The following is a 20,316-nucleotide window of genomic DNA, read 5'->3' as shown; positions in this document are numbered from 1 at the left end:
GACCTCGAAGCGGGCGACACGCAGACCGCGACCAAGAACCGCGCGAAGGTGGGCTCTGCGCGCCCGTCGTCGCTGCTTTACACCTACGGTCCCGGCTCCACCATGGACCTGCCGTCGTTCACCGTCATGCCCGCCGGCCTCGACGACTGGGACCGGATCTGGGAGCGCCGCGCCGGCATCCCGAGCCTTCATGCACCACGCCTGCTCGATGCCGTCCGCACCCATCTCGGCCCGCAGGTCGCTGAGCTGCGCCCGTTTCCGTGGGCGCCCAAGGCGAACGCTCGAAGCAAGGAGGGGGACGACCTCGGCGTGCCGTCGCGTGTGTTCCCGCAGTGGCTCCGCTGCACCGGCTGCGACATGCTCGGGCCGCTCACCAAGTTCGCATACGCCAACACGAACCCCTTCCGGCCCGACCAGGCCCGCTTCGAGCACGAGAAGTGCCCCGGCCACTCGGGTCGGCCGTCACGCAAGCCCGTGCCCGCTGTTCCTGCCCGCTACCTGATCGCCTGCACGGAAGGGCACCTCGACGAGTTCCCGTACTCCTGGTGGGTCCACCAGGGCGGGGCGTGTGCAGCTGCAGAGTCGCCGGCGTTGGCGATGCCCGAACGTTCGGTCGGCAAGGGGGCCTCGGCGACGATCCTCTGCAAGTCCTGCGGGATGTCGCGCCCGATGAACGAAGCCCAGGGCGAGATCGGGCGGCCGAAACTGCCGCGCTGCCGCGGACGCCACCCGCACCTCGGACTGTTTGTCAAGGGCGGCTGCACCATCGACACCCAACTGATGATCCTCGGCGCCTCCAACCTCTGGTTCCCGGCCACGCTGTCGATCGTCGTCATGCCCGAGGCCGCCGAGGAGACGGCAAAGTCCCTCGCCGACGAGCTGCGCGTTGCGGCCAAGACCGAGAAGCGACTCGAACGCCTCGGGGACGACGTCGACAAGTGGCGCGAGTTCCTTGAGGATGACGGTTCGCCGCTCGCAGATCGCACCGACGCCGCGCTCGCCGCGGCCCTGGCGGAACTGGTCGCACCCGCGCCGTCTGAAGAGGAGATCGCCGAGCTGCGGCGCACCTTCGACCCCGTCAGCCTCCTGGTGCCCGAGTGGCACTTCCTCCAACGCGACCCAATCGGCAAGCAGCACCAGGCTGACAAGAAGAGCGGACTCGTGCTCTCCCCTCCTGACGGCGGGGTCCACCCCGAGCTCACCGCGCGGAACGTCTCCCGCGTGCTCGCTGTCGACAAGCTCCGCAAGGTCAACGCGGTACTCGGCTTCACACGCATCGACGAGATGGAACGCGCCAACGACATCGCCCGTCGCCTCGTCCCGCTCAACCGCGACGGCAGACCTCGCTGGGCCGTGGCCAGCGAGGACAAGGGCGAGGGCATCTACATCCAGCTCGACGAGGCCGCCGTCTCCGCCTGGGAGTCGGCGATCGAGAAGACCGACCTCTGGGATGCCCATCGTGCCGCGCACGAACGCAACTTCCGGGCGCGGTTCTCCGAGACGGCAAAGGACGTCGACCCCGACACTCGGTTCCGGCCCGCGCGGTACTGGTTGCTCCACACCCTCGCGCACGTCCTCATCCGCGAGATGGCAATGTACTCCGGCTACTCGGCCGCATCCCTGTCCGAGCGGATCTACGCCTGGAAGGCGGACGACGGTCGGCCGGCGTCGGCAGGCCTCCTGATCGTCACCACGGCGTCCGACTCCGACGGGACCCTCGGCGGACTCGTCCAGCTCAGCGAGCAAGGACGGCTCAACGACGTCGTGACCCGAGCCCTGACCCGGGCAAAGCGATGCTCGTCCGACCCCATTTGCGCCCACCGCACACCCAAGGACCCGGAGGACTTCCTCCACGGGGCCGCCTGCCACACGTGCGCCATGGCGTCGGAGACGTCCTGCGAGAGGGCGAACCGATTCCTCGACCGCCGCTTCCTCATCGACCTCCCCGGGGCGGTGGACCTTGGATTCTTCCGCTGATGCGACCCGCGCCGACGCGCTGCGTGAACTCGGACGGCTGCTGACGGGGACCGAAGCTGGCCTCGTCGCGGAGTCGCTTGAGGACGGCGAGAGCCTCACCTCCGCGATCGGGGTTATCGACCTCGCCAAGAAGGCGAAGGTGACCGACCTCGTTGCGGGCGCCGGGCTCCGCTTCAAGACCGAGATCCTCGCCGCAGCGCTGCGTGGCATCGAGGGCGCCCGGTCCACCACGCGTGCGGTCGACACGATCTGGACGATGCCCGGCCACCTCGCGCAGTCAGGCGGCCTGACAACATCGCTCGCGTCCCTCGTCGACGACGCCCGTCAGTCCGTCGTGTGTTCCACCTACAACTTCCAGAAGACCTCGGGTATGTGGCGCGCGCTGCGCGGCGCCGTCGAACGGGCCGGGGTGTCGGTGCGCGTCTACATCGACGCCGAGGCGAACGAGGGCGGTGGCCCAGGACCGAGCACTGCCGAGGTTGCCGCTTGGCTCTCCCCCGGCACTGTCCTCCAGACCAAGCGCTTCGAAGGCAAACGCGTCCGCAACCACGGCAGGTTCCTCTCGATCGACCACCGGTTCGTGGTCGTCACTAGCGCGAACTTCTCCTGGAGCGCCGAGTACGGAAACGTCGAGTTCGGCGTCGTCATCGACGACGCAAGGCTTGCAGCGCGCATCGAAGACGAGATCAGAGACGCTGAGCCTTACCTGTACGAGCCCCCGGCCAGAGCCTGACTCGCAACAAGACGACTGGGCAAGCCGACACCCTCGTCCCACAAGGCTCCGAGGATCGATCTGCCAGCAAGGGACGATCTGGCCGACCTCAGCGCCTGGGTCGCGACGCCATCACAGCGTTGAGCGTCGAGCGGGCGGCAACCCAAGCACCGGCGTCGGGATGGACCCACGCGGCAAGTTCGACGGCGACCTTCCAGTCGCTCGACAGGTCGCGGCGGTGAATCGGCTCATGGTGCGCGGCACGGTTGCGGACCAGGTGGAGCGAGGCAAGCCGTCGGTCGACCTCACGCCGGCGGACGCCCAGGTCTGCCGGTCCGTGCGGGAACGCGGCCGCCAGCGCGGGAACCCACAGCGTGGTCAGGTACCGCTGCGCAGCGAGGTAACGCCAGAACCCGAGCGTCAGCTCGGCGACCACCTTGCCGTGCACCTCCGGGACGCGGCCATACGACGTCGCACGCTCTCGAGCCTTCGAGATGTCCCGCGCCCCACGGGCGTCGAACACGGCGGCGTCGAACCACGGTCCTGCGAACGGTCTCGTGCCCAGGCGACGAGGCTGGCGTCCATCGCGTTGCGGACGATGACCTCGACCATGCCCGACGTCACGAGGACCGATCCCGCAACATCGGCGTTCCAGTCATACAGACGCAGCGCCGCCGAGACGTCGCCGTCGTTGGCCGCAAGGTATGACCGAAGCCGCTCCGCTGTCAGGAGGTCGCGCAACGTCTCGTCACTCCAGCGATGCTCGACAGCGCGCCCCGTGGTTGACACCCACGACCTCCCACGTAGACTCGTCAATGAAGACCCCGGAACGATCACTGGCCTCGGCCACATCGCCGGGGTTACGCCTTTCCCGGGCAAGTCGTCCGCGCGCGACAGCCTAGAGTCTCCAACCCCGTCAAGGCGCACCCCAGGACAGCCCTCTGCGATGCCCTCCGCCGCAGGCCTCAAGGTTGCCCGGGGATCGGGATGGCTACCGCCAGCGCAGCCGCCGCAGCATCCGCCGCCTGACGAGCGACCGTCGGGTCGAGGTGCCCGTACCTGTCGACTGTCGTCGTGATCGACTCATGCCCCAGGTGCCGTGACACCGCCGCGATTGGCGTGCCACCCGCGAGCATCCACGACGCTGCAGTGTGCCGAAGATCGTGGACACGGGGCTCCTTGGTGAGCCGCGGGTGCTGGCAGGTGCCGACCTTCACGTCGTGCATCGCATCAGAACGTGCGGCCTCAATCGCTGGCGCCCACACGCGGCGGCCGAACTTGTCGTGGGTCCAGACTGTCGCGCGTCAGACTATGTGGCAGGGCCCGTTGGTTGCGGGCCTGACCTGTGAGGAGTCTGATCGTTCATGGCAAGACCAGCAGCCGTTCCGGCTGAGGAGAAGACCAGGATCGTGTTGTCGGTCCTGGCCGGGGAGGTCACCGTCGCCGAGGCCGCCCGGCGGGCGAAGGTGTCCGAGCAGTCGGTCGGGAACTGGAAGCGGCAATTCCTCGAGGCTGGCAAGACCGGCCTGGCGGCGGGGAAGTCGGGCCCCTCGACGCGGGAGCAGCAGCTGGAGTCCGAGGTCGCCGAGTTGACGCAGGCCTTGGGCGAGGCGCACCTGGAGGTCCGGGTGTGGAAGAAGTCCGCGGAGGGCCGGCTGGGCCCTTCGAGGACCTCGAGGTGATCCGTCTGGATGCGGGCATGCCGACCACGAGGTTCTGCTCTCTGATCGGCGTGCCCGAACGCACGTGGCGGCGCTGGCAGGCCCGCGCCCGCACCGGAGCACCGACGAAGGGGCCGTGGCCGCGCCCGGCCCGCGAGAGTGTCGCCGAGGCTGCCCGTCGGCACGCGCTCAAGCATCCCGCGTGGGGGCACCGCAAGATCTGGGCCATGTGCCGCTACGAGGGTCACACCGCATCGCAGGCGTCCGTGCTGCGGCTGCTGCGCGACGAGGGGCTGATCCTGCCCGCGGCCTACCAGCGTGAACGCCGCCAGCTCGCCGCGCGTAGGAAGGCGGCGTTCGCGACCGAGCCGACGGGGCCGAACCAGGTGTGGCAGCTGGACTTCTCCGAGTTCGAGACCACCACCGGCGGGACGTGGCGGATCGCCGGGTGCCGGGACTACTGGAGCAAGTACGAGCACCCCTGGCATGTGTCCCCGACCGCGAACCAGCACGACGCCATCGCCGCGATCGAGCTCGCGCTGACCGACTACGAGACGATGTTCGGCCGCCCGCTGATCGACGCCTGCGAGCGAGACGGCGACGGGAACGTCATCTCGGCGGTCACGGTCGTCACGGACAACGGCGGCCCGTTCCGCTCGTTCCGGTTCGAGCACTTCATCACCGCCCACCCCGAGCTGCGGCACGTGCGCACCCGCGTGCGCACGCCCGGGCAGAACGGGTCACGCGAACGCGGCTTCCAGTCATTGAAGTACGAGGCTCTTCCTCGAAGAGATCGACGACGTCCTGGCCCTCGTCGAGTACGCCGACGACTACCGCGACGACTACAACACCGTGCGCCCGCACGAGGCGATCGCCTGGAACCGGCCCCTGGAGGTGCACCTCGGCCTGGCCGACCCCACCATCCCCAACTTTGAGAACACCCAAATCCTGCCAGCCGCTTGACGCGAGACAAGACGACGCCGTCGATTGCGTTCCAGTCGCGGGCACCATCGGTGCGCCCCGGCGTGCGGAAGAGGAAGTCACGATCACCGAGCCCTGTGGCGGCAGTCTTCATGATGGCGATGACTTGCGGCGGCACGTGGATGGTACGGCGCGACTTGCGCGACTTCGGCGGCCCAAGGACCCGCTTGCGCCTGGCCCGAACGCCGTCTCCGGCGGGGGTGTCCTCCTCGGACTCCTTCCACGCCCTCGACACCGTCACAGTGCCGGAACCGAAGTCAACGTCCCGAACCTGCAACGCCGACGCTTCGCCAAAGCGCAGCCCGGTCGCAGCAAGCAGCACGACCATGCCCGATCCGAACGAACGCGTGTGGGAGAGCACGTGGGCGAACTCGGCCGATGTCAGGAACGTCATCTCGCGCTGCACCGTGCGACTGATCCGGATCCCCGCGCACGGGTTGGACGCCATCAGCCCTTGCCGCTGAGCTTCCTTGAACACCGATGAGAGGAGCCCCCGCCAGTTCGAGAGCGTCTTCCCAGACGTCTTCGGATGCCCGTCTTTCGTCTTTGCGTTCGCGACACGGTTGACCCATGCCGCGACGTCGTCGTGAAGGATCGCGTCGACGGGCATCTCGGCGAGTTCACCGAACACGGTGTCGATCTGCCGGTGATATCGCTGGCGCGTGGCCGGCTCGAGGCCCGTTCGTGCGTCGATGACGGCGTGCGCGAACGTCGAGAGTGTCGGATGGGCCTCCGATGCGCGTGCCGCGTTGCGACGCTTGTCGAGAACCTCAAGCGCTGCCTCGACCCCTGCCTCGTCAACGAGCTTCCCGAACTGCTGCGCCGCCCGCTCGGTGTCGAAAGTCTCGCTCGTCTGCTTCCCGTAGAGCCGAAACCGGACCTGCCAGACGATCGAACCGTTGCCCATCACACGATGCCGAACGGACGCCACAAGCAGCCCTCCTTCCCGGCCCCCACGGTGTGGACCGCGTCCACACTCAGTTGAGTCCCGCAGAGTGGTGTAGGTCGGCCAGGTGGCCGTCGCCGGCGTGACAGCCGGGAGATGAGAGGCGGCCACCGCGTGATCCTTCGAGTTGAACCTTCCCAAGTTCGCTCGAACGGAGTACCCGCGATGACCGCACCTCACATGATCGACCCTGCCCGCCTGCTTCACGAAGCGTTGGCCGAGTCCTCCCCGGACTTCATGCGCACGATGCTGGGCAACATCATCAACGCCCTGCTCTCCGAGCACGCCGACACGGTCGTCGGCGCCGAGTGGGGCCAACGCTCGCCCGAGCGCACGACACAGCGCAACGGGTACCGGCACCGGCCCCTGGACACCCGGGTCGGGACGATCGACGTGGCGATCCCCAAGCTGCGCGAGGGGACCTACTTCCCAGACTGGCTCCTCGAGCGCCGCAAGCGGGCCGAGTCCGCCCTGACCACCGTGGTCGCGGACTGCTACCTGGCAGGCGTCTCGACGCGCCGGATGGACAAGCTCGTCAAGACCCTCGGGATCGACGGGCTCTCGAAGTCGCAGGTCTCCCGCATGGCCGCCGACCTGGACGAGCAGGTCGACGCGTTCCGCCACCGCCCGCTGGACGAGTCCGGCCCGTTCACTTTCGTCGCCGCGGACGCTTTGACGATGAAGGTCCGTGAGGCCGGCCGGGTGATCAACGCCGTCGTGCTCGTGGCCACGGGCGTCAACGGTGACGGGCACCGTGAGGTCCTCGGCACCCGCGTGGTGACCTCGGAAACCGGCGCGGCGTGGAACGAGTTCTTCGCCGACCTCGTCGCCCGCGGCCTGACCGGGGTGCGCCTGGTGACCTCGGACGCCCACCGCGGCCTGGTCGAAGCGATCGCGGCGAACCTGCCCGGAGCGACCTGGCAACGCTGCCGCACTCACTACGCCGCGAACCTCATGAGCGTGTGCCCCAAGGCGTCCTGGCCGGCCGTCAAGGCGATGCTGCACTCTGTCTACGACCAGCCCACCCCCGCGGCGGTGACCACGCAGTTCGACCAGCTCCTCGACATGGTCGCCACCCCGCTGCCCGACGTGCACGACCACCTCGACGCCACCCGCGCCGACATCCTCGCGTTCACCGCGTTCCCCAAGGAGATCTGGAGACAGATCTGGTCGAACAATCCCAACGAACGGCTCAACAAGGAGATCCGCCGTCGCACCGACGTCGTGGGCATCTTCCCTAACCGTGACGCCATCGTGCGGCTCGTCGGCGCCGTCCTGGCCGAACAGCACGACGAGTGGGCCGAAGGGCGCCGCTACTTCTCCCTCGACGCCCTCAAGAAGGCACGCACCCCTCTGGCCGTCTCCACCGACGTCGTCCCCGCCCAGCCGCTGACCCTCGGAGCCGCCGCCTGACCTGACCGACACGACGAAGGATCACAACGCGCTACACCACCTGCTGGGGCTTGACCGGCCGATCTGGACATCTGTCGACGTTGCCGGATGGAGTCAGTACGTGCTCGTAGCGCAGCGAACGCGGGCCGTCTGCAGCAACGTGTCGGTGTAGGTCGGAACTCACCAGCGATCGAGCCAGCCGACGACGGTGCGCACAGGAACCTGGAGGCTGGCGTGCTCCGCGTAGAGTCGGTCGATCACGAGCGTCAGTGCAAGAAGGATCATGTACGCGGCAAGGACGATCGCGACCTCGCGACCGCGCACGGGGACAGGGACGGGCGGAACCGTGTCACGGGGTGCATCCGACCGGCACCCGGCCACCGGCTCAAAGACCCTCCTGAAGTCCCTGGCAGGCAGCCTGCAGAACTCGAACAGGCCCGCGACGCCCACGGCGACGATTGCGGCTTGAACTGCGAACACCACATACGCCAGGAACCCGAACGCGCCGCGTGCCGCAGTGGCCGACAGGTGCTCGCGAATGGCCGCCACCTGAGACCCGATGCTCGCGACGTCGCCGACCAGAGCAGACGGGGATTCTACGAGCCCGTTGCGTGCGCGGCTCAGCGCCGCGAGGTACTCGGCACCGGCCACTCCCCGGCCAGGGTGAGCGAACGCAAACACGAGCAGAGCGAGTACGACCACCAGAGCGGTGGCACCGATCACCCGCGCCCACGACGAGACCACCTCGAGTTTCGGCTGCTGGAACTGCCTTGCGAGACTCCGGTCGACGGCAAGGCCGGCCAGCCAGAAGGCGGGGATCGCCAGGATGACGGTGAGCCACTCGGCGCTCGTCCAGCCCGGAACGTCAAGCAGCAGGACTGCGGCACTGCACCATCCGACGACGACCGCAACGACAAGGCCCAGCGTCTTGCGTCCGTTGACGCCCGCGAGAACCGAGCGCTCAACGAGGTGCGTCGCCCTGACCTGCTTGCGGTGCACGAGAACGCGCGCCCCCACCAGAGCGATCGGGACGCTGACAACAAGGCCCGCCGAGGCGAGCATGGACGCCGAGACAAGGCCCGCGTCGGCCAGCACGCCGAACAGGAACAAGCCCAAGACGACTCCGTACGCCTTGACAACATAGGCGACCAATGAGGTCCGGACGATGGCACTGGAACGTGACGACGACACGAGGCCTACTCCTGGACAACTCGCCGGCGCCGCCGCGCACCGATCGCAGAGTTGAGCGCCCATCCTGCGACCCCGGAGACGAACAGCCCGGGAACGAGCACCAATGCCATGCTGTCTCGGTCCTCCTGCTCGACGCGGACCCTGGCGAGCTCGTTGAGCGCGCCCTCCAACTCGGCCTGGGCACTCTGCCGACGAGCCGCGAGTCCTCGTGACTCAAGCTCTTTCGCCTTGAGCGAGGCCTGAAGTCGGGCAATCTCCGCATCCTTCTTCGCGAGGTCCTGGCTGAGGTGCGTGATCTCCTCGGCGGTGCGAGCCATCCCCCTGTCAACGCCTTCGGCGACCGCGTCGCTCACTGTGTCCGTGGCCGCCCCGCATGCAGAGAGGGAAAGGCCAACCACCACGCACACGACCAGTCGGACTCCGCGAGATCGCCAGCGTCGGCGGCCTTCCAGGACCATTGCGGGATGATGACACACCGGTCGGCTCTTTCGTGGGCCGGCGGCGCGGGTCGTCTCCGGACAGTGGGACGACGACGCCCGCGCGTCTGGGTGGCCTGGCTGCCCCGACGTGATGTGCCGCCTCCTTGGCGCCACGCGTCGTGCCGAGCATGTTTGCTGGAGGACGGCAGCAGACGCATCGCCGCAGAAGCGGCGGCAGTGCGCCAAGGCGGCGCAGCGCAGAGCGCGCCACGGTCGTGCCGCGCTTGGGCCGATCGGACGCCGTGGTGTCTTGTGGACGGATGGACGCCATCGATCAGACCATCGCCCAGCCCGCTTCCAGCGCATCGGAGGACAGCGGGAACTTGCCAGAACGGGTACAAACTGCCCCGCGTACGTCCTGGTTCAAGGCGATCCCCGCCTCGACCATCCACACCGTCGCAGTGGTCGTCTCGGGGTCTGGCTCGTCGCCTGCCTCGCCATCGGCATCCTCGTCATGGTTCCCGGCGGCGACGACTTCAGCACGATCCAGACGCTGACCCGCGCCGAGGGCGAACTCAACACACGGTCGTACAGGAGCGCCTACGGCGGCGACGCGTACACCGGCATTCAGAACGCCGCCTCGGACACTGAGGCTGCTGTCGTCGACGGCGCGAACAGAACCGCGGAGCGCCTCGCCAACGTCGAGGAGTCGATCGTGACGGGCACCAATGCCCTGGGGGCGCAGATGATCTCCGTGACGCAGCAGACCAACATGATCCGCCTCGGACTCGGCGCCATCGTCATCTCCGTCGGCGCGCTCCCACTTGCTGTCGTGACGCGCAGGGCCTGACCTCGGTGCCGCCATCCATGCCCCGCGGCGGCGCCAGGTCTCACCTGCAGGTCACACGACGAATCAGAACTGGCGCCGATAGCCTAGTAGCGTTGGCCTTTCTGGGCGGCACGAGCGGCGTCGGACACGGCCCAACGTCGCGTTTGCCCGGTCTCCGATTTTCACCCTCTCCGGCGCGACAGTCGGCTCGCGCAGGACCCGCAGTTGCGACCGTCCCGACCTGCGTCGACGCGATCCGACAGGCGATCCCATCAGACTCGGAGTTGTCCATGCCGCTCTTCACCGTCGAAGGACGCGCCGTCCGTCACCTGCCAGCGGAACGCGGGACGGTGTACGTAGCGATCCGAGCACAGTCCGACGATCCGCAGTCCGCGCAGTTCGCAGCCAATCGCGCCTTCGGCACCGTCGTGGAGCTGGCCAAGGGAGCCGCCGCCGACGGCGCCGCGACCTGGTGGGGCGCGAACGGCGTCGTGCACTGGTCGGCCAAGGAGTGGCACAAACCCAAGCCGCATCTGGACGGGACGTACGTCGACCGTCACTTCGCAGGCGCCACGCTCCGAGTGAAGTTCGCCGACTTTGGACGTCTGCACACCTTCGTCACGTCCGCTGCCGCCGTGCCAGCCGTACGTGTGACGAGCATCGAGTGGGCCCTGACCGAGAACACGCGCGACGCCGCCGTCAGCACCACGCGAGTCGCGGCAGTGACGGACGCCCGTGCGCGCGCCGAGGCGTACGCGACGGCCGCCGGCTACACCTCGGTGGCCCTCGTGCATCTGTACGAGGAGCGGCTGCGGCCCGGACTGGGACACCGTGGAGAGGAGTCCGGCGTCGGAGCACGCAACGATGTGGCGAGCGCGGGAGACACTGGCGACCTCTCCCTCCACCCCGACCAGATCACTGTCACGACGGTCATCACGGCCGACTTCGAGGCAGAGTGACGGCTGTCGCCGGACTAGGAGCCCTCCGCGCACACGCTCCGATTCAGTCGGAACTGGACCTCGAGTTGCCCACGCCTGCCGAGGTCGAGAAGGACAGCGGCAAGGTGAGCACAAACCACCGAGCGTCGCGTTGATCGATCGATCGAGCAGATGATGGCGCTCGCCCTCGACCGCCACTTCGCGAACGACGTGGGTGAGCTTCTGGTTCGGTACCGTACGCCGCGTTGCTTCCGCGTCGAAAGGCCCCACGTGACCCACCACAAGACCATCGCCGTTCGCAGCGACGACCCCCAGCGGACCGACCTGGAGCGCGCGGGGTGGACGGTGGCCGGTGAATCCTGGGGTGCCCGCCTGCGCCTTGCGGAGCCGGGAACGTCGCAACGCGTTGCGGCCGAAGCGCGCCTGCACGACGCCGTCGCTGCCGCGCGCGCCCGTGGGTACGACGTCGTCGAGCTCGGGCCCGACGACGTCGCCGCCATCGCCGCGCTGGAGGCGTCCACCGAGCCCGACTACCCGTCGACGCCCTCGACAGCGCACTCCGCACCCGGGGCCCAGGATCTGAGGACGCTCTTCGCGCACGGGGTGCGGTTCTTCGGGGCTCGCACCGGCGACGGCGAGCTCGTCGCGGTCAGCACGATCGAACGTCGCGCCGACCGGGCCGAGACGGGGTTCACCTCGGTGCGCTCCGATCACCGCGGTCGGGGACTCGCCTACGCGGTCAAGGCCGCCGCGGTCCTCGCGCTGATCGCGGAGGGGTTCACGGTGTTCGGCACCGGCGGCGCTGCCGCGAACGCGGGCAGCCTCGCCATGAACCGCGGGCTCGGGTACGTCGTCGAGGAGCACTGGTACGACTACCGGGCGCCCGAACCGATCACGACCCGCCTGGGCTGAGGGAGTCTCGTGCGCATCGCCGTCCTCGACGACTACCAGATGGTCGCCCGCACGTACGCCGACTGGGACTCCCTCGGCGCCGACGTCGTCTTCCATTCCGAGCACCATGCCGACGCCGATGCGCTCGTGGCCGCGCTGGCCGGCGTGGACGTCGTCGTGGCGATGCGCGAGCGCACCACGTTCGACGCCGCGGTTCTCGCCCGCCTGCCCGACCTGCGTCTGCTCGTGACCACAGGCAGAGCCAACGCGGCGATCGACCTGGACGCCGCCCGCGCCCACGGCGTCGTCGTCGCGGGGACGGACTCGCCGTCGTCGGCCACGCCCGAGCACACCTGGGCGCTGATCCTGTCGCTGCTGCGGCACGTGCCTGAGGAGTCGGCCCGGATGCGGGCCGGGGGCTGGCAGCAGACCATCGGGACCGACCTGGACACGCGCACGCTCGGCGTCGTCGGGCTTGGGCGGCTGGGCGCACGCGTCGCGACGGTCGGGCAGGCGTTCGGCATGGATGTCGTCGCGTGGAGCCAGAACCTCGACCCGGCCACCGCGGCCCGGCATGGCGTGCGGGCCGTGGCCAAGGACGAGCTGTTCGCCACGGCAGACGTCGTGAGCGTCCACTACAAGCTGTCGCCGCGCAGCGTCGGGATCGTCGGGGCCGCGGAGCTCGCGTTGATGAAGCCCACCGCCTTTCTGGTCAACACCTCGCGTGGTCCGCTCGTCGACACCGACGCGCTGCTCGGGGCGTTGCACGACGGGCGCATCGCCGGGGCGGGGCTGGACGTGTACGACGCCGAGCCGCTCCCCGCCGACCACCCGCTACGGTCCGCGCCTCGCACCGTGCTCACCCCGCACCTGGGGTACGTCACCGACGGGACGTACCGGGTCTGGTTCCGGCAGGTGGTCGAGGACATCGCCGCCTGGGCTGCGGGGTCACCGATTCGCGTGCTCGGCGGCTGACCGCGCAGCGGGTCACGGTCACCGCGAGGGGCGTGCTGCGCGACAGCGCGGCGACGACTGCGGCGCCGTCGGCCCCTCGCCGGTGCGCCCCGTCAGCGGCCCGCGACAGCAAGACGCCCCGCCGTGTGGAGCGGCGGGGCGTCTCGATCCGCTGTCTCATCGGATCCCGCCGGCGGGTATCGCCCGCCGGAAGCCTGCACCGATCCTACGCGTCCGTCGCGGCGCCGCCCCAGCCGCGTGTCGCGGCGTCCAGCCCGCCGCTGCGCCAGCTCTCCCGCGGCCCGAGGTACGACGCGGCGGGCGGCGCCCCACGGGTAGACAAGGATCCGTTCGAGGATCAGCCCCGGTTCGAGCGGCGCGAGCGTGAGCTCGGTGACGTCCTCCGTGGTCGGGATCGTCGTCGTCGTGACGCGGATGTTGTCGAGGACGCCGGTCTCCCACACCGGGTCGGTGTGGAACGCGGTGTAGCCGGCGGGCACGGTGGTGACCACGCTGCGGTGCCCGCCGGTCTCCAGGGTCAGGCGCAGCGGTGTGTGTGCCCGCACGGGATTGACCGGCGTCGTCCACAACTCGACCGTGCACTCCCCCGCGGCCGGAGGGACGAAGCGGTAGGTGACGCTCGGCCGCAGGTCCGCCTCGGTGAAGCTCGCGGTGACGGGCCGTACCGTCACGCCCGTCCCGCTGCGCCCGTGGTCGGTGAGCGCGACGAACCGGGCGTCCGGCGTGGCCGTCGCCGACGCCGCGTGGTGGGCGTCGATCGCGACGACGCCGCGCCGGGCCAGGAACGTCGTCGGCGGCAGGTCTGCGCCTTCGGGGTAGGCGGCCGCGACGTCGAGCGCGACGGTCGTCGCGCCGTCGGAGACGAGCAGGCGTGCCGTGTGGACGCCCGGCCCGAGCCGGGGGCGGTCGCAGCGCAGCGTGATCTCGCCCTGCCCGGTGACGGTGCCCGACGTGGGCGTGACGGTCAGCCAGTCCGGCCGGTCGGGCGCCTCGACGGTGAAGTCGAGCGCGCCCGTGCCGTCGTTGGCGATCTCGATGGTGACCTCGTCGACGCCGGCGTCGAGGAAGTCGTCGACGACGACGGACGGCGTGCGGCCGTACTGCTGGTGCCAGGTCGCCGCGCCGTCGGGACGGGAGACGACCATGCGCGGGCCGCGCACGGGCTCGACCTGCATGCGCAGCGGGTAGCGGTTCCCGCTGTCGTTCCACTGCGTGAACCCGACGTGCTCGGCGAGCTCCATGCCGTGCCACTTGCCGCCCGCGAGCGCCGCGATCTCGCCGGTGAGCCGACGGTCGTTCTCGATGCAGTCGGTGACGTGTGCGGCGTAGTCGTTGGCGATCTTCTTGCCCTGGGCGGCGAAGTGGTGGTTCTTCGCGGCGAACAGGTGCATGCGCAGCAGGTTGAGGCTCGCACTGGCGGGCAGGTCGATCATCGAGCGGTAGGCCTCGCGGGCGGCCTCGGGCAGCGCGGCCAGGGCCTGGTCGCTGAGGTCCTGGATCCGGGCCGTCTCGGCGAGGAGGCGGTCGGCCTCGCCGTGGTGGGCGGGGTGGTAGACGGTGGCGTCGATCGCCTCGGGGCGGCGCAGGCCGTTGAGGCGCACGTAGCTGCGCAGCACGGCGGTGATGCGTTCGCGGGTCGGCGCGTCGGCCGTGGGGAAGGTCGCCGCGGTCCACGTGTCGGCCCACCGGGTGACGCTGTCCAGGTGGTGCGCGCCGTAGGTGTCCATGTCGTAGGCGAGTGCCATGAAGTGGGCGAGGGAGACCTCGTTGAACTTCAGGTCGCCGACGTTGACGACCCACGTGTCGCGGATGCCGAACTCGTACGCCTTGCTGAGCTGTTCCCACGTCTTCTCGAACGGCGTGGACGGCATCCACTCGTAGGACACGGGCTGGCCGTGGTAGTCGAAGTGGTAGTACAGGCCGAACCGGCGGCCCGCGAGCTCGGGGGTGGGCAGCGAGCGCACGAACCCGAAGTTGTCGTCGCACAGCATGAGGATGACGTCGTCGAGGCCGTCCCAGTCCGCGAGGCCCGCGACGTCGGCGCTGCCGTAGAAGTAGTCCTCGACCTCCTTGTAGAGGGCGAGCATCTGCGGTTCGCCGGGAGCGTGGGCCGCGCACAGCGCGCGCTGGGTGGTGATGACCTGGGTGAGCAGGTCGACGTTGGCCTGGATCGGGGAGTCGTCGCCGAGGATCGCCGAGTCGCGCTCGCCGCGCATGCCGATGGTGATCATGCGCCCGTGGCCGCCGCTGCGCCGCAGGCCGTCGGCCCAGTAGCGCGTGAGGCCCTCGGCGTTGGTGGTGAAGTCCCACGCCGATCCGTAGGCGGTGCCCTCCCCCGCGTCGTGCTCCCATTCTTCGCTCGCGCGCAGGCAGGGTTCGTGGTGCGAGGCACCGACGACGATGCCGTACAGGTCGGCGAGCTCCTCGGCCGCCTGGCCGGGGCCGTCGACGGCGAACGAGCTCGTCCACATGGCCGGCCACAGGTAGTTGCCGCGCAGGCGCAGCAGCAGCTCGAAGACGTGGTCGTACAGCTCGGCCGTGAACCCGCCGAACGTGCGGTGGGTCCAGGTGCCGAAGCACGGCCACTCGTCGTTGATGAAGAAGCCGCGGTAGCGGACGGAGGGCTGGCGGCTCACCTGCTCGACCTCGGGGCCGAGCGTCGCGTCGGGGCGTCGCTGCGGGGTGGCGTCGCCCCAGTAGTGCAGGGGCGAGACCCCGAGGTGTTCCGAGAGCGCGAACGCCCCGTAGATCGTCGCGCGCTTGTCGGCGCCGACGACGAGCAGGGCGGGGCCGTCGACGCCGGTGATCTGGAAGACCTCGTCCTTGCCGGCGATGGCGGCCGGGTCGAACTCGCCGCGCGCGGCGTAGGCGTCGGTCAGCGGCGAGCGCCCCAGCGTCGCGATCACGACGGCGGTCGTGCCGTCGTCGGGCAGGGTTGCCGACACGGCGGGCGTGACGCCGGTGACCGTGGCGAAGTCTCGGGCCACCGTCGCGGCGACGCGCCGGACGCCCTCGTGAGCCTCCGGCTCGACGACGAGGGTCACGCGTGAGGCGGGAATCGTTTGCACGGGACCTTATCGTCCCGCACCGCACGGCCGTCCCGCGACGGCTGGCGCACGGAGCGGTGAGTGTCGTGGGTCACCGCCGGGCGTGCGCGCGCTGTTCGCTCACAGCGAACCGGAACGTCACTCCGGATTACCGGAGCCACCCTCCAGGTTCTGCTCGGTAACGCTCCGAGGAATTGAGGTTCCGATGAGTCTCTCGACCCCCGAACTGACGCTCCCCCGCTGGCTCTCGTTCGTCGAGCCCGTGCTCACCTGGTACCAGCTGCGCCGCGACCTGGCCGCCCTCCGGGCCGAGGTTTCCGACGACGCCGACGGGCGCCGCGCCTGCCCCGCCTGAGCGGACGCCCCGCGGACTTCACCCGCTGAACCGTGGCCTCGATGTATCGGGAGCCACCCCCGGTCCCTCTCGTACTCCCATGCGCCTCCCGGCGCACGACCGGCTGCCGGCGCAGAGAGGACCCATCCCATGACCATCGTCACGACCCGCGAAGGCCGCGAGGCGCTCACCGCGGCCTGCACAGTCCACCTGCCGGGCGACCCGGGCTACGACGACGCCCGCGTCCCGTGGAACGTCGCCGTCGACCAGCGCCCCGCGGCCGTCGCCGAACCCGCCGACGCCGGAGAGGTCGCCGCCGTCGTGCGCGCCGCGCGCGTCGCGGGGCTGCGGGTCGCCCCGCAGAGCACCGGCCACAACGCCGCCCCGCTCGCCGCACGCGGGCTCGGCGACGTCGTGCTGGTGCGCCTGCACCGGTTGCGCGGCGTCACCGTCGACCCGGCCACGCGCATCGCGCGCGTGCTCGGCGGCTCGCTCGCGATCGACGTCGTCGACGCCGCTGCGGCCCACGGGCTGGCCGTGCTGCACGGGTCGGCGCCCGACGTCGGGTTCGCCGGGCTCGCCCTGGGCGGCGGCACGTTCCTGTACGGGCGCAAACTCGGCCTGACCGCCGGCAGCCTCACCGCCGTCGAGGTCGTGACCGCCTCGGGCGAGCTCGTGCGGGCGAGCGCCACCGAGAACCGCGACCTGTTCTGGGCGTTGCGCGGCGGCGGCGGCAGCTTCGGCATCGCCACCGCCCTCGAGGTCCGTCTCTTCCCGCTGCCCGACGTCCACGCCGGGCTCATGCTCTGGGACGTCGCACACGCCCGCGACGTCATCCGCGCGTGGGCGCGCTGGGCACCCGGCGCACCCGACGAGGTCACCACCGCCCTGCGCGTCCTGCGGGTGCCACCGCTGCCTGACGTGCCCGACCTGCTGCGGGGCCGCCACGTCGTCGTGCTCGACGGCGCGGTGCTCGACACCGACGAGCGTGCGGCGCAGCTCCTCGCGCCGCTGCGCGCCCTGGGACCCGAGGTCGACACGTTCGCGCGCGTGCCCGCCGCGGCCGTCGCCCGCCTGCACATGGACCCCGAAGGGCCCACGCCCTCGGTGTCCGCATCGGCCACCCTCGGCGCCCTGCCCGACGACGCCGTCGACGCCCTGCTCGGGGCCGCCGACCGCGCACCCGGGCTGCTCATGGTCGAGCTGCGCCAGCTCGGCGGCGCGCTGGCCCGCCCGGCCGAGGACGGCGGCGCCCTGCCCGCGCTGCCCGGGGCGTTCCTGGCGTTCGCGGTCGCCGTCGCGCCGACCCCCGACGACGTCCGGCGCGCCCACGGCCAGACCGAGAGCGTCGTGACGGCACTCGGGCCGTGGACCACCGGACGGCACTACCTCGGCTTCGCGGAGAACCCGATCGACCCGCGCACCGGGTACGACCCGCAGGCATGGGCGCTGCTGCAGGCCGTGCGCGCGAGCGTCGACCCCGACCGGCACGTCGTCGCGAACCATCCCGTGCCGTAGACGGCGGACGCGGCACCGCGCGGGGCGTCCGGACGCCGTCAGACAGGGCGCGAGGACGACCTCTCGATCACGGCGCGGTCCAGCGCCCACGTGCCGGCGAGCGCCACACCCAGCCACGGATGTCCGTGCCACCACAACCACCCGCCGACCCCGCCGAAGAGCAGCACCTCGATCACCACGCGCGCTGGCTCTGCGGGCCTGTGCGGCGCGCGCGGCGACAGCCACGCACCCCACGCGACACCCACCGCGACCGGCGCGAGACCCAGGGCCGGCCACCGCCACCAGTACCCGCGCGCGGCCGCCCACGCGCACCACGCGACTCCCGCCAGCAACGCCAGCTCGAGCGCGAACCGCACCAGCAGCGCGGCCCCCGCACCGCAGTACCGCGGACGTGGTCGACCGGAAGGTCCGGATCAGGCTGCCCCATTGCAGTCATGGCGCGACAGTACCGTGCGGCACCGCTGTCGGGGGGAACGTGTACGTTCGCCCCGGACCAGGCGCACCGGGCACACCCGGCGCCGTCGCGCAAAGGGGGACGGGCACGATGATGGGTGGGCACCACGCGGCGTCGGGGGCCGCGGCCTGGGTCGCGGTCACGGCGACCACGCCGCTGGCACTCGGCTGGTACCCGGTGTCCGACGTCGGCGTCGTCACGGGCGCGCTCGTGTGCGCGGGCGCCGCGCTGCTGCCCGACGCCGACCACCAGTCGGGCACGATCGCACGGTCGCTGCCTCCCGTCTCGCAGGCCGTGACCCGCGTGGTCGCCGCCGTCTCGGGCGGGCACCGTGGCGCCACGCACTCGCTGCTCGGTGTCGCCGCCTTCACCGCGATCGCGTGGGTCGCGGGCCAGGTGACCGTCAGCACGACGACGTTCGGGCAGGTGCTCGTCGGCCCCGGCATCATGGCCGTGCTGCTCATCGCGTTCGCACTGCGTGCGCTCAACCTCACGGGCGAGGGCCGCGTGTGGCCGTGGCTGGCGTCGCTCTCGCTCGCCGCGCTGGTCGCGGCGTACGCGCCCGAGGAGTGGTACTGGCTGCCGTTCTGCGTCGGCCTCGGCTCCCTCGTCCACCTGGTGGGTGACCTGCTCACGACCCACGGCGTCCCCCTGCTGTGGCCGCTGCGGGTCCGCTCTCCGCGCTGGGTGCGCCGCCATCGCGTGCTGCCGTTCGACGACGTCTGGCGCGCCGGCGGGAACCTCTCGGTCCCGCTGCTGGGCGACGCCGGGTCGTGGCGCGAGTGGCTCGTCATGTCGCCGGTGAGCGCGTACGCCGTCGTCGGGTGGCCTGGGCGGCACTGGACCTGCTCGGCGTCGACACGCTCGCCTGGTGGGACGCCGCGGCGTCATGGGCGACGACGACCGCGGGAGCCGTCCTCGGGGTCTGACACCCGGCCGGGACGAACGCCTGACGACGGGCGGCTACGGGCGGCTCGCTCGCGGGAGACGCCGAGAAATCGCTCGACCCCAGCACGACGCGCATGCCAGCATCGGCACCACAACGGCAACCGAGCACCCCGCTCATGCCCCATCCGATCCGTGAAGGGAGGCAGCCATGACCGTCGTCGCCCCTGCCCGCCTCCTGCAGCCTCGTCGCTGACCGACCGACGCGCCTCCGGGAGGCCGGGCACCGCAGCCCCGCACCTTCCCTCCCGAGGAGATCCCACCCATGTCCGTCCCGGACACCCCCGACCTGCCCGCACCCGGAACGCGCTGGTCCACGTGGGCCACCGTCGCCAAAGGACAGCGCGGCCCCCAGCCGTACCCCTCCTGGGTCGTCACCGACGCCGCCGCCCTCGACACCGAGCTCGGCATCCTCAAGACCGGCAAGGAGGCCGACGTCCACCTCGTCGAACGCGCCGTCCCTGACGACCCGGCGCGGTGGAGCCTGCTCGCCGCCAAGCGCTACCGCAGCCAGGAGCGCCGCGACTTCGACCGCGACGACTCCTACACCGAAGGCCGCAAGCTGCGCCGCACACGCGACCAGCGCGCCGCCGAGGACCGCAAGTCCGCCTACGGACGCTCCGTGCGGGCCGGGCACTGGGCGCACGCCGAGTTCGCCGCGCTGTGCGCGCTGTGGGAGGCGGGCGCACCCGTGCCCTACCCCGTGCAGCTCGACGGCACCGAGATCCTGCTCCAGTTCGTCGGCTCCCCCGGCGACGACGGCGCCTGGGTCGCCGCACCACGGCTCGCCCAGGTGCGGCCCCCGCGTGACGTCGTCGCCGGCTACCTCGAGCAGATTCGCGACGCGATGGGCGTGTTCGCGCGGCTCGGGTGGGCGCACGGCGACCTCTCGCCCTACAACGTGCTCGCCGACGGCGAGCGCCTCGTGGTCATCGACGTGCCACAGGTCGTGGACCTCGCGGCGAGCCCCTTCGCCGTCGAGTACCTGCACCGCGACTGCGTGAACATGTGTGCGTGGTTCGCCGCGCGCGGGGTCGAGGCCGATCCCGAGGAGCTGTTCGCGGACGTGTACGCGCAGGCGTGGTGAGATCACCTGGCGCCGCCCC

Annotated in this window: 19 protein-coding genes and 1 pseudogene; 14 read left to right on the top strand and 6 right to left on the bottom strand. The window is 70.8% G+C overall.

Annotation, left to right across the window (positions count from 1 at the left end; all coding sequences use genetic code 11):
- Nucleotides 1-102 precede the first annotated feature (102 nt).
- Complete coding sequence (gene drmB / locus ET495_RS03395) at nucleotides 103-1,977, top strand: DUF1998 domain-containing protein (RefSeq protein WP_245993291.1); 1,875 nt, start codon at nucleotides 103-105, stop codon at nucleotides 1,975-1,977.
- Nucleotides 1,961-2,710: a DISARM system phospholipase D-like protein DrmC gene (gene drmC, locus ET495_RS03390; RefSeq protein WP_245993290.1), complete on the top strand. Its 750-nt coding sequence runs from the start codon at nucleotides 1,961-1,963 to the stop codon at nucleotides 2,708-2,710. The genes drmB and drmC overlap by 17 nt, the downstream gene beginning before the upstream one ends.
- 88 nt (nucleotides 2,711-2,798) lie before the next feature.
- On the opposite strand, the gene ET495_RS03385 is transcribed toward drmC, so the two are convergent.
- Both ET495_RS03385 and ET495_RS19615 read right to left on the bottom strand, forming a co-directional pair.
- The gene (locus ET495_RS03385; protein WP_211340904.1) at nucleotides 2,799-3,212 is read right to left on the bottom strand and encodes a hypothetical protein; all 414 of its coding nucleotides are present in this window, start codon (nucleotides 3,210-3,212) and stop codon (nucleotides 2,799-2,801) included.
- Nucleotides 3,213-3,654: 442 nt separating this feature from the next.
- A complete protein-coding gene (locus tag ET495_RS19615) occupies nucleotides 3,655-3,825 on the bottom strand; it encodes a hypothetical protein (protein WP_425471230.1) in 171 nt (56 codons plus the stop codon).
- A 228-nt stretch (nucleotides 3,826-4,053) separates the two neighbouring features.
- On the opposite strand from ET495_RS19615, the gene ET495_RS03375 reads away from it, so the two are divergent.
- The 4 genes from ET495_RS03375 (at nucleotide 4,054) to ET495_RS03360 (ending at nucleotide 7,690) form a co-directional block, all read left to right on the top strand.
- Nucleotides 4,054-4,371, top strand: a complete 318-nt coding sequence (locus tag ET495_RS03375) for a transposase (protein WP_129202598.1) — start codon at nucleotides 4,054-4,056, stop codon at nucleotides 4,369-4,371.
- Between the two features lie 17 nt (nucleotides 4,372-4,388).
- Entirely contained in the window at nucleotides 4,389-5,285 is an 897-nt protein-coding gene (locus ET495_RS03370) for an IS3 family transposase (RefSeq protein WP_245993289.1), read from the top strand.
- Between the two features lie 575 nt (nucleotides 5,286-5,860).
- The gene (locus ET495_RS03365) at nucleotides 5,861-6,316 is read left to right on the top strand and encodes a hypothetical protein (protein WP_129202596.1); all 456 of its coding nucleotides are present in this window, start codon (nucleotides 5,861-5,863) and stop codon (nucleotides 6,314-6,316) included.
- 126 nt (nucleotides 6,317-6,442) lie between these two features.
- Nucleotides 6,443-7,690, top strand: coding sequence for an IS256 family transposase (locus tag ET495_RS03360; RefSeq protein WP_129201780.1), 1,248 nt, complete (start codon nucleotides 6,443-6,445; stop codon nucleotides 7,688-7,690).
- A gap of 159 nt (nucleotides 7,691-7,849) precedes the next feature.
- Here the strand turns inward: ET495_RS03360 and ET495_RS03355 are convergent, their stop codons facing one another.
- Complete coding sequence (locus ET495_RS03355; RefSeq protein WP_129202594.1) at nucleotides 7,850-8,785, bottom strand: hypothetical protein; 936 nt, start codon at nucleotides 8,783-8,785, stop codon at nucleotides 7,850-7,852.
- Nucleotides 8,786-8,865: 80 nt separating this feature from the next.
- Entirely contained in the window at nucleotides 8,866-9,213 is a 348-nt protein-coding gene (locus tag ET495_RS03350) for a hypothetical protein (RefSeq protein WP_129202593.1), read from the bottom strand.
- Between the two features lie 580 nt (nucleotides 9,214-9,793).
- Here ET495_RS03350 and ET495_RS03345 point away from each other — a divergent pair.
- From ET495_RS03345 to ET495_RS03330, 4 genes are all read left to right on the top strand, one after another.
- On the top strand, nucleotides 9,794-10,129 hold the full coding sequence (locus ET495_RS03345; RefSeq protein ID WP_129202591.1) for a hypothetical protein: 336 nt from the start codon (nucleotides 9,794-9,796) through the stop codon (nucleotides 10,127-10,129).
- A gap of 269 nt (nucleotides 10,130-10,398) precedes the next feature.
- Nucleotides 10,399-11,067, top strand: a complete 669-nt coding sequence (locus ET495_RS03340) for an SIMPL domain-containing protein (RefSeq protein ID WP_162616348.1) — start codon at nucleotides 10,399-10,401, stop codon at nucleotides 11,065-11,067.
- 249 nt (nucleotides 11,068-11,316) lie between these two features.
- Nucleotides 11,317-11,958 (top strand): acetyltransferase, encoded by a 642-nt coding sequence (locus tag ET495_RS03335; RefSeq protein WP_129202587.1) that lies wholly within the window; start codon nucleotides 11,317-11,319, stop codon nucleotides 11,956-11,958.
- Nucleotides 11,959-11,967: 9 nt separating this feature from the next.
- Complete coding sequence (locus tag ET495_RS03330) at nucleotides 11,968-12,912, top strand: D-2-hydroxyacid dehydrogenase family protein (protein ID WP_129202585.1); 945 nt, start codon at nucleotides 11,968-11,970, stop codon at nucleotides 12,910-12,912.
- A gap of 92 nt (nucleotides 12,913-13,004) precedes the next feature.
- Here ET495_RS03330 and ET495_RS03325 read toward each other — a convergent pair whose 3' ends face one another.
- Entirely contained in the window at nucleotides 13,005-15,980 is a 2,976-nt protein-coding gene (locus tag ET495_RS03325; RefSeq protein ID WP_129202583.1) for a glycosyl hydrolase 115 family protein, read from the bottom strand.
- Nucleotides 15,981-16,164: 184 nt separating this feature from the next.
- On the opposite strand from ET495_RS03325, the gene ET495_RS17495 reads away from it, so the two are divergent.
- Nucleotides 16,165-16,314, top strand: coding sequence for a hypothetical protein (locus ET495_RS17495; RefSeq protein WP_162616347.1), 150 nt, complete (start codon nucleotides 16,165-16,167; stop codon nucleotides 16,312-16,314).
- 129 nt (nucleotides 16,315-16,443) lie between these two features.
- The gene (locus tag ET495_RS03320; protein WP_129202581.1) at nucleotides 16,444-17,811 is read left to right on the top strand and encodes an FAD-binding oxidoreductase; all 1,368 of its coding nucleotides are present in this window, start codon (nucleotides 16,444-16,446) and stop codon (nucleotides 17,809-17,811) included.
- Nucleotides 17,812-17,849: 38 nt separating this feature from the next.
- Here ET495_RS03320 and ET495_RS03315 read toward each other — a convergent pair whose 3' ends face one another.
- Entirely contained in the window at nucleotides 17,850-18,167 is a 318-nt protein-coding gene (locus ET495_RS03315; protein WP_162616346.1) for a YrdB family protein, read from the bottom strand.
- Between the two features lie 188 nt (nucleotides 18,168-18,355).
- Here ET495_RS03315 and ET495_RS18435 point away from each other — a divergent pair.
- Together ET495_RS18435 and ET495_RS03305 are read left to right on the top strand one after the other, a co-directional pair.
- Nucleotides 18,356-19,030: pseudogene (locus ET495_RS18435) on the top strand (metal-dependent hydrolase); the annotation flags it as partial.
- Between the two features lie 445 nt (nucleotides 19,031-19,475).
- Complete coding sequence (locus ET495_RS03305; protein WP_129202577.1) at nucleotides 19,476-20,297, top strand: serine protein kinase RIO; 822 nt, start codon at nucleotides 19,476-19,478, stop codon at nucleotides 20,295-20,297.
- Nucleotides 20,298-20,316: the final 19 nt, after the last annotated feature.

Origin of the sequence: Xylanimonas allomyrinae, from assembly GCF_004135345.1 — a bacterium.
GTDB classification, from domain to species: domain Bacteria; phylum Actinomycetota; class Actinomycetes; order Actinomycetales; family Cellulomonadaceae; genus Xylanimonas; species Xylanimonas allomyrinae.
The sequence above is the reverse complement of the archived record's forward strand: the minus strand, read 5'-3'. Positions and strand labels throughout refer to the sequence as shown.

Excerpts from the sequence above, each read along its gene's own strand:
- ET495_RS03345 (WP_129202591.1), top strand. The coding sequence starts at position 9,794 with ATGGTTCCCGGCGGCGACGACTTCAGCACGATCCAGACGCTGACCCGC.
- ET495_RS03340 (WP_162616348.1), top strand. The coding sequence starts at position 10,399 with ATGCCGCTCTTCACCGTCGAAGGACGCGCCGTCCGTCACCTGCCAGCG.
- ET495_RS19615 (WP_425471230.1), bottom strand. The coding sequence starts at position 3,825 with ATGCTCGCGGGTGGCACGCCAATCGCGGCGGTGTCACGGCACCTGGGG.
- ET495_RS17495 (WP_162616347.1), top strand. The coding sequence starts at position 16,165 with ATGAGTCTCTCGACCCCCGAACTGACGCTCCCCCGCTGGCTCTCGTTC.
- ET495_RS03305 (WP_129202577.1), top strand. The coding sequence starts at position 19,476 with ATGTCCGTCCCGGACACCCCCGACCTGCCCGCACCCGGAACGCGCTGG.
- ET495_RS03375 (WP_129202598.1), top strand. The coding sequence starts at position 4,054 with ATGGCAAGACCAGCAGCCGTTCCGGCTGAGGAGAAGACCAGGATCGTG.
- ET495_RS03360 (WP_129201780.1), top strand. The coding sequence starts at position 6,443 with ATGACCGCACCTCACATGATCGACCCTGCCCGCCTGCTTCACGAAGCG.
- ET495_RS03365 (WP_129202596.1), top strand. The coding sequence starts at position 5,861 with ATGCCCGTCTTTCGTCTTTGCGTTCGCGACACGGTTGACCCATGCCGC.
- ET495_RS03320 (WP_129202581.1), top strand. The coding sequence starts at position 16,444 with ATGACCATCGTCACGACCCGCGAAGGCCGCGAGGCGCTCACCGCGGCC.
- drmB (WP_245993291.1), top strand. The coding sequence starts at position 103 with ATGGACCTGCCGTCGTTCACCGTCATGCCCGCCGGCCTCGACGACTGG.
- ET495_RS03370 (WP_245993289.1), top strand. The coding sequence starts at position 4,389 with ATGCCGACCACGAGGTTCTGCTCTCTGATCGGCGTGCCCGAACGCACG.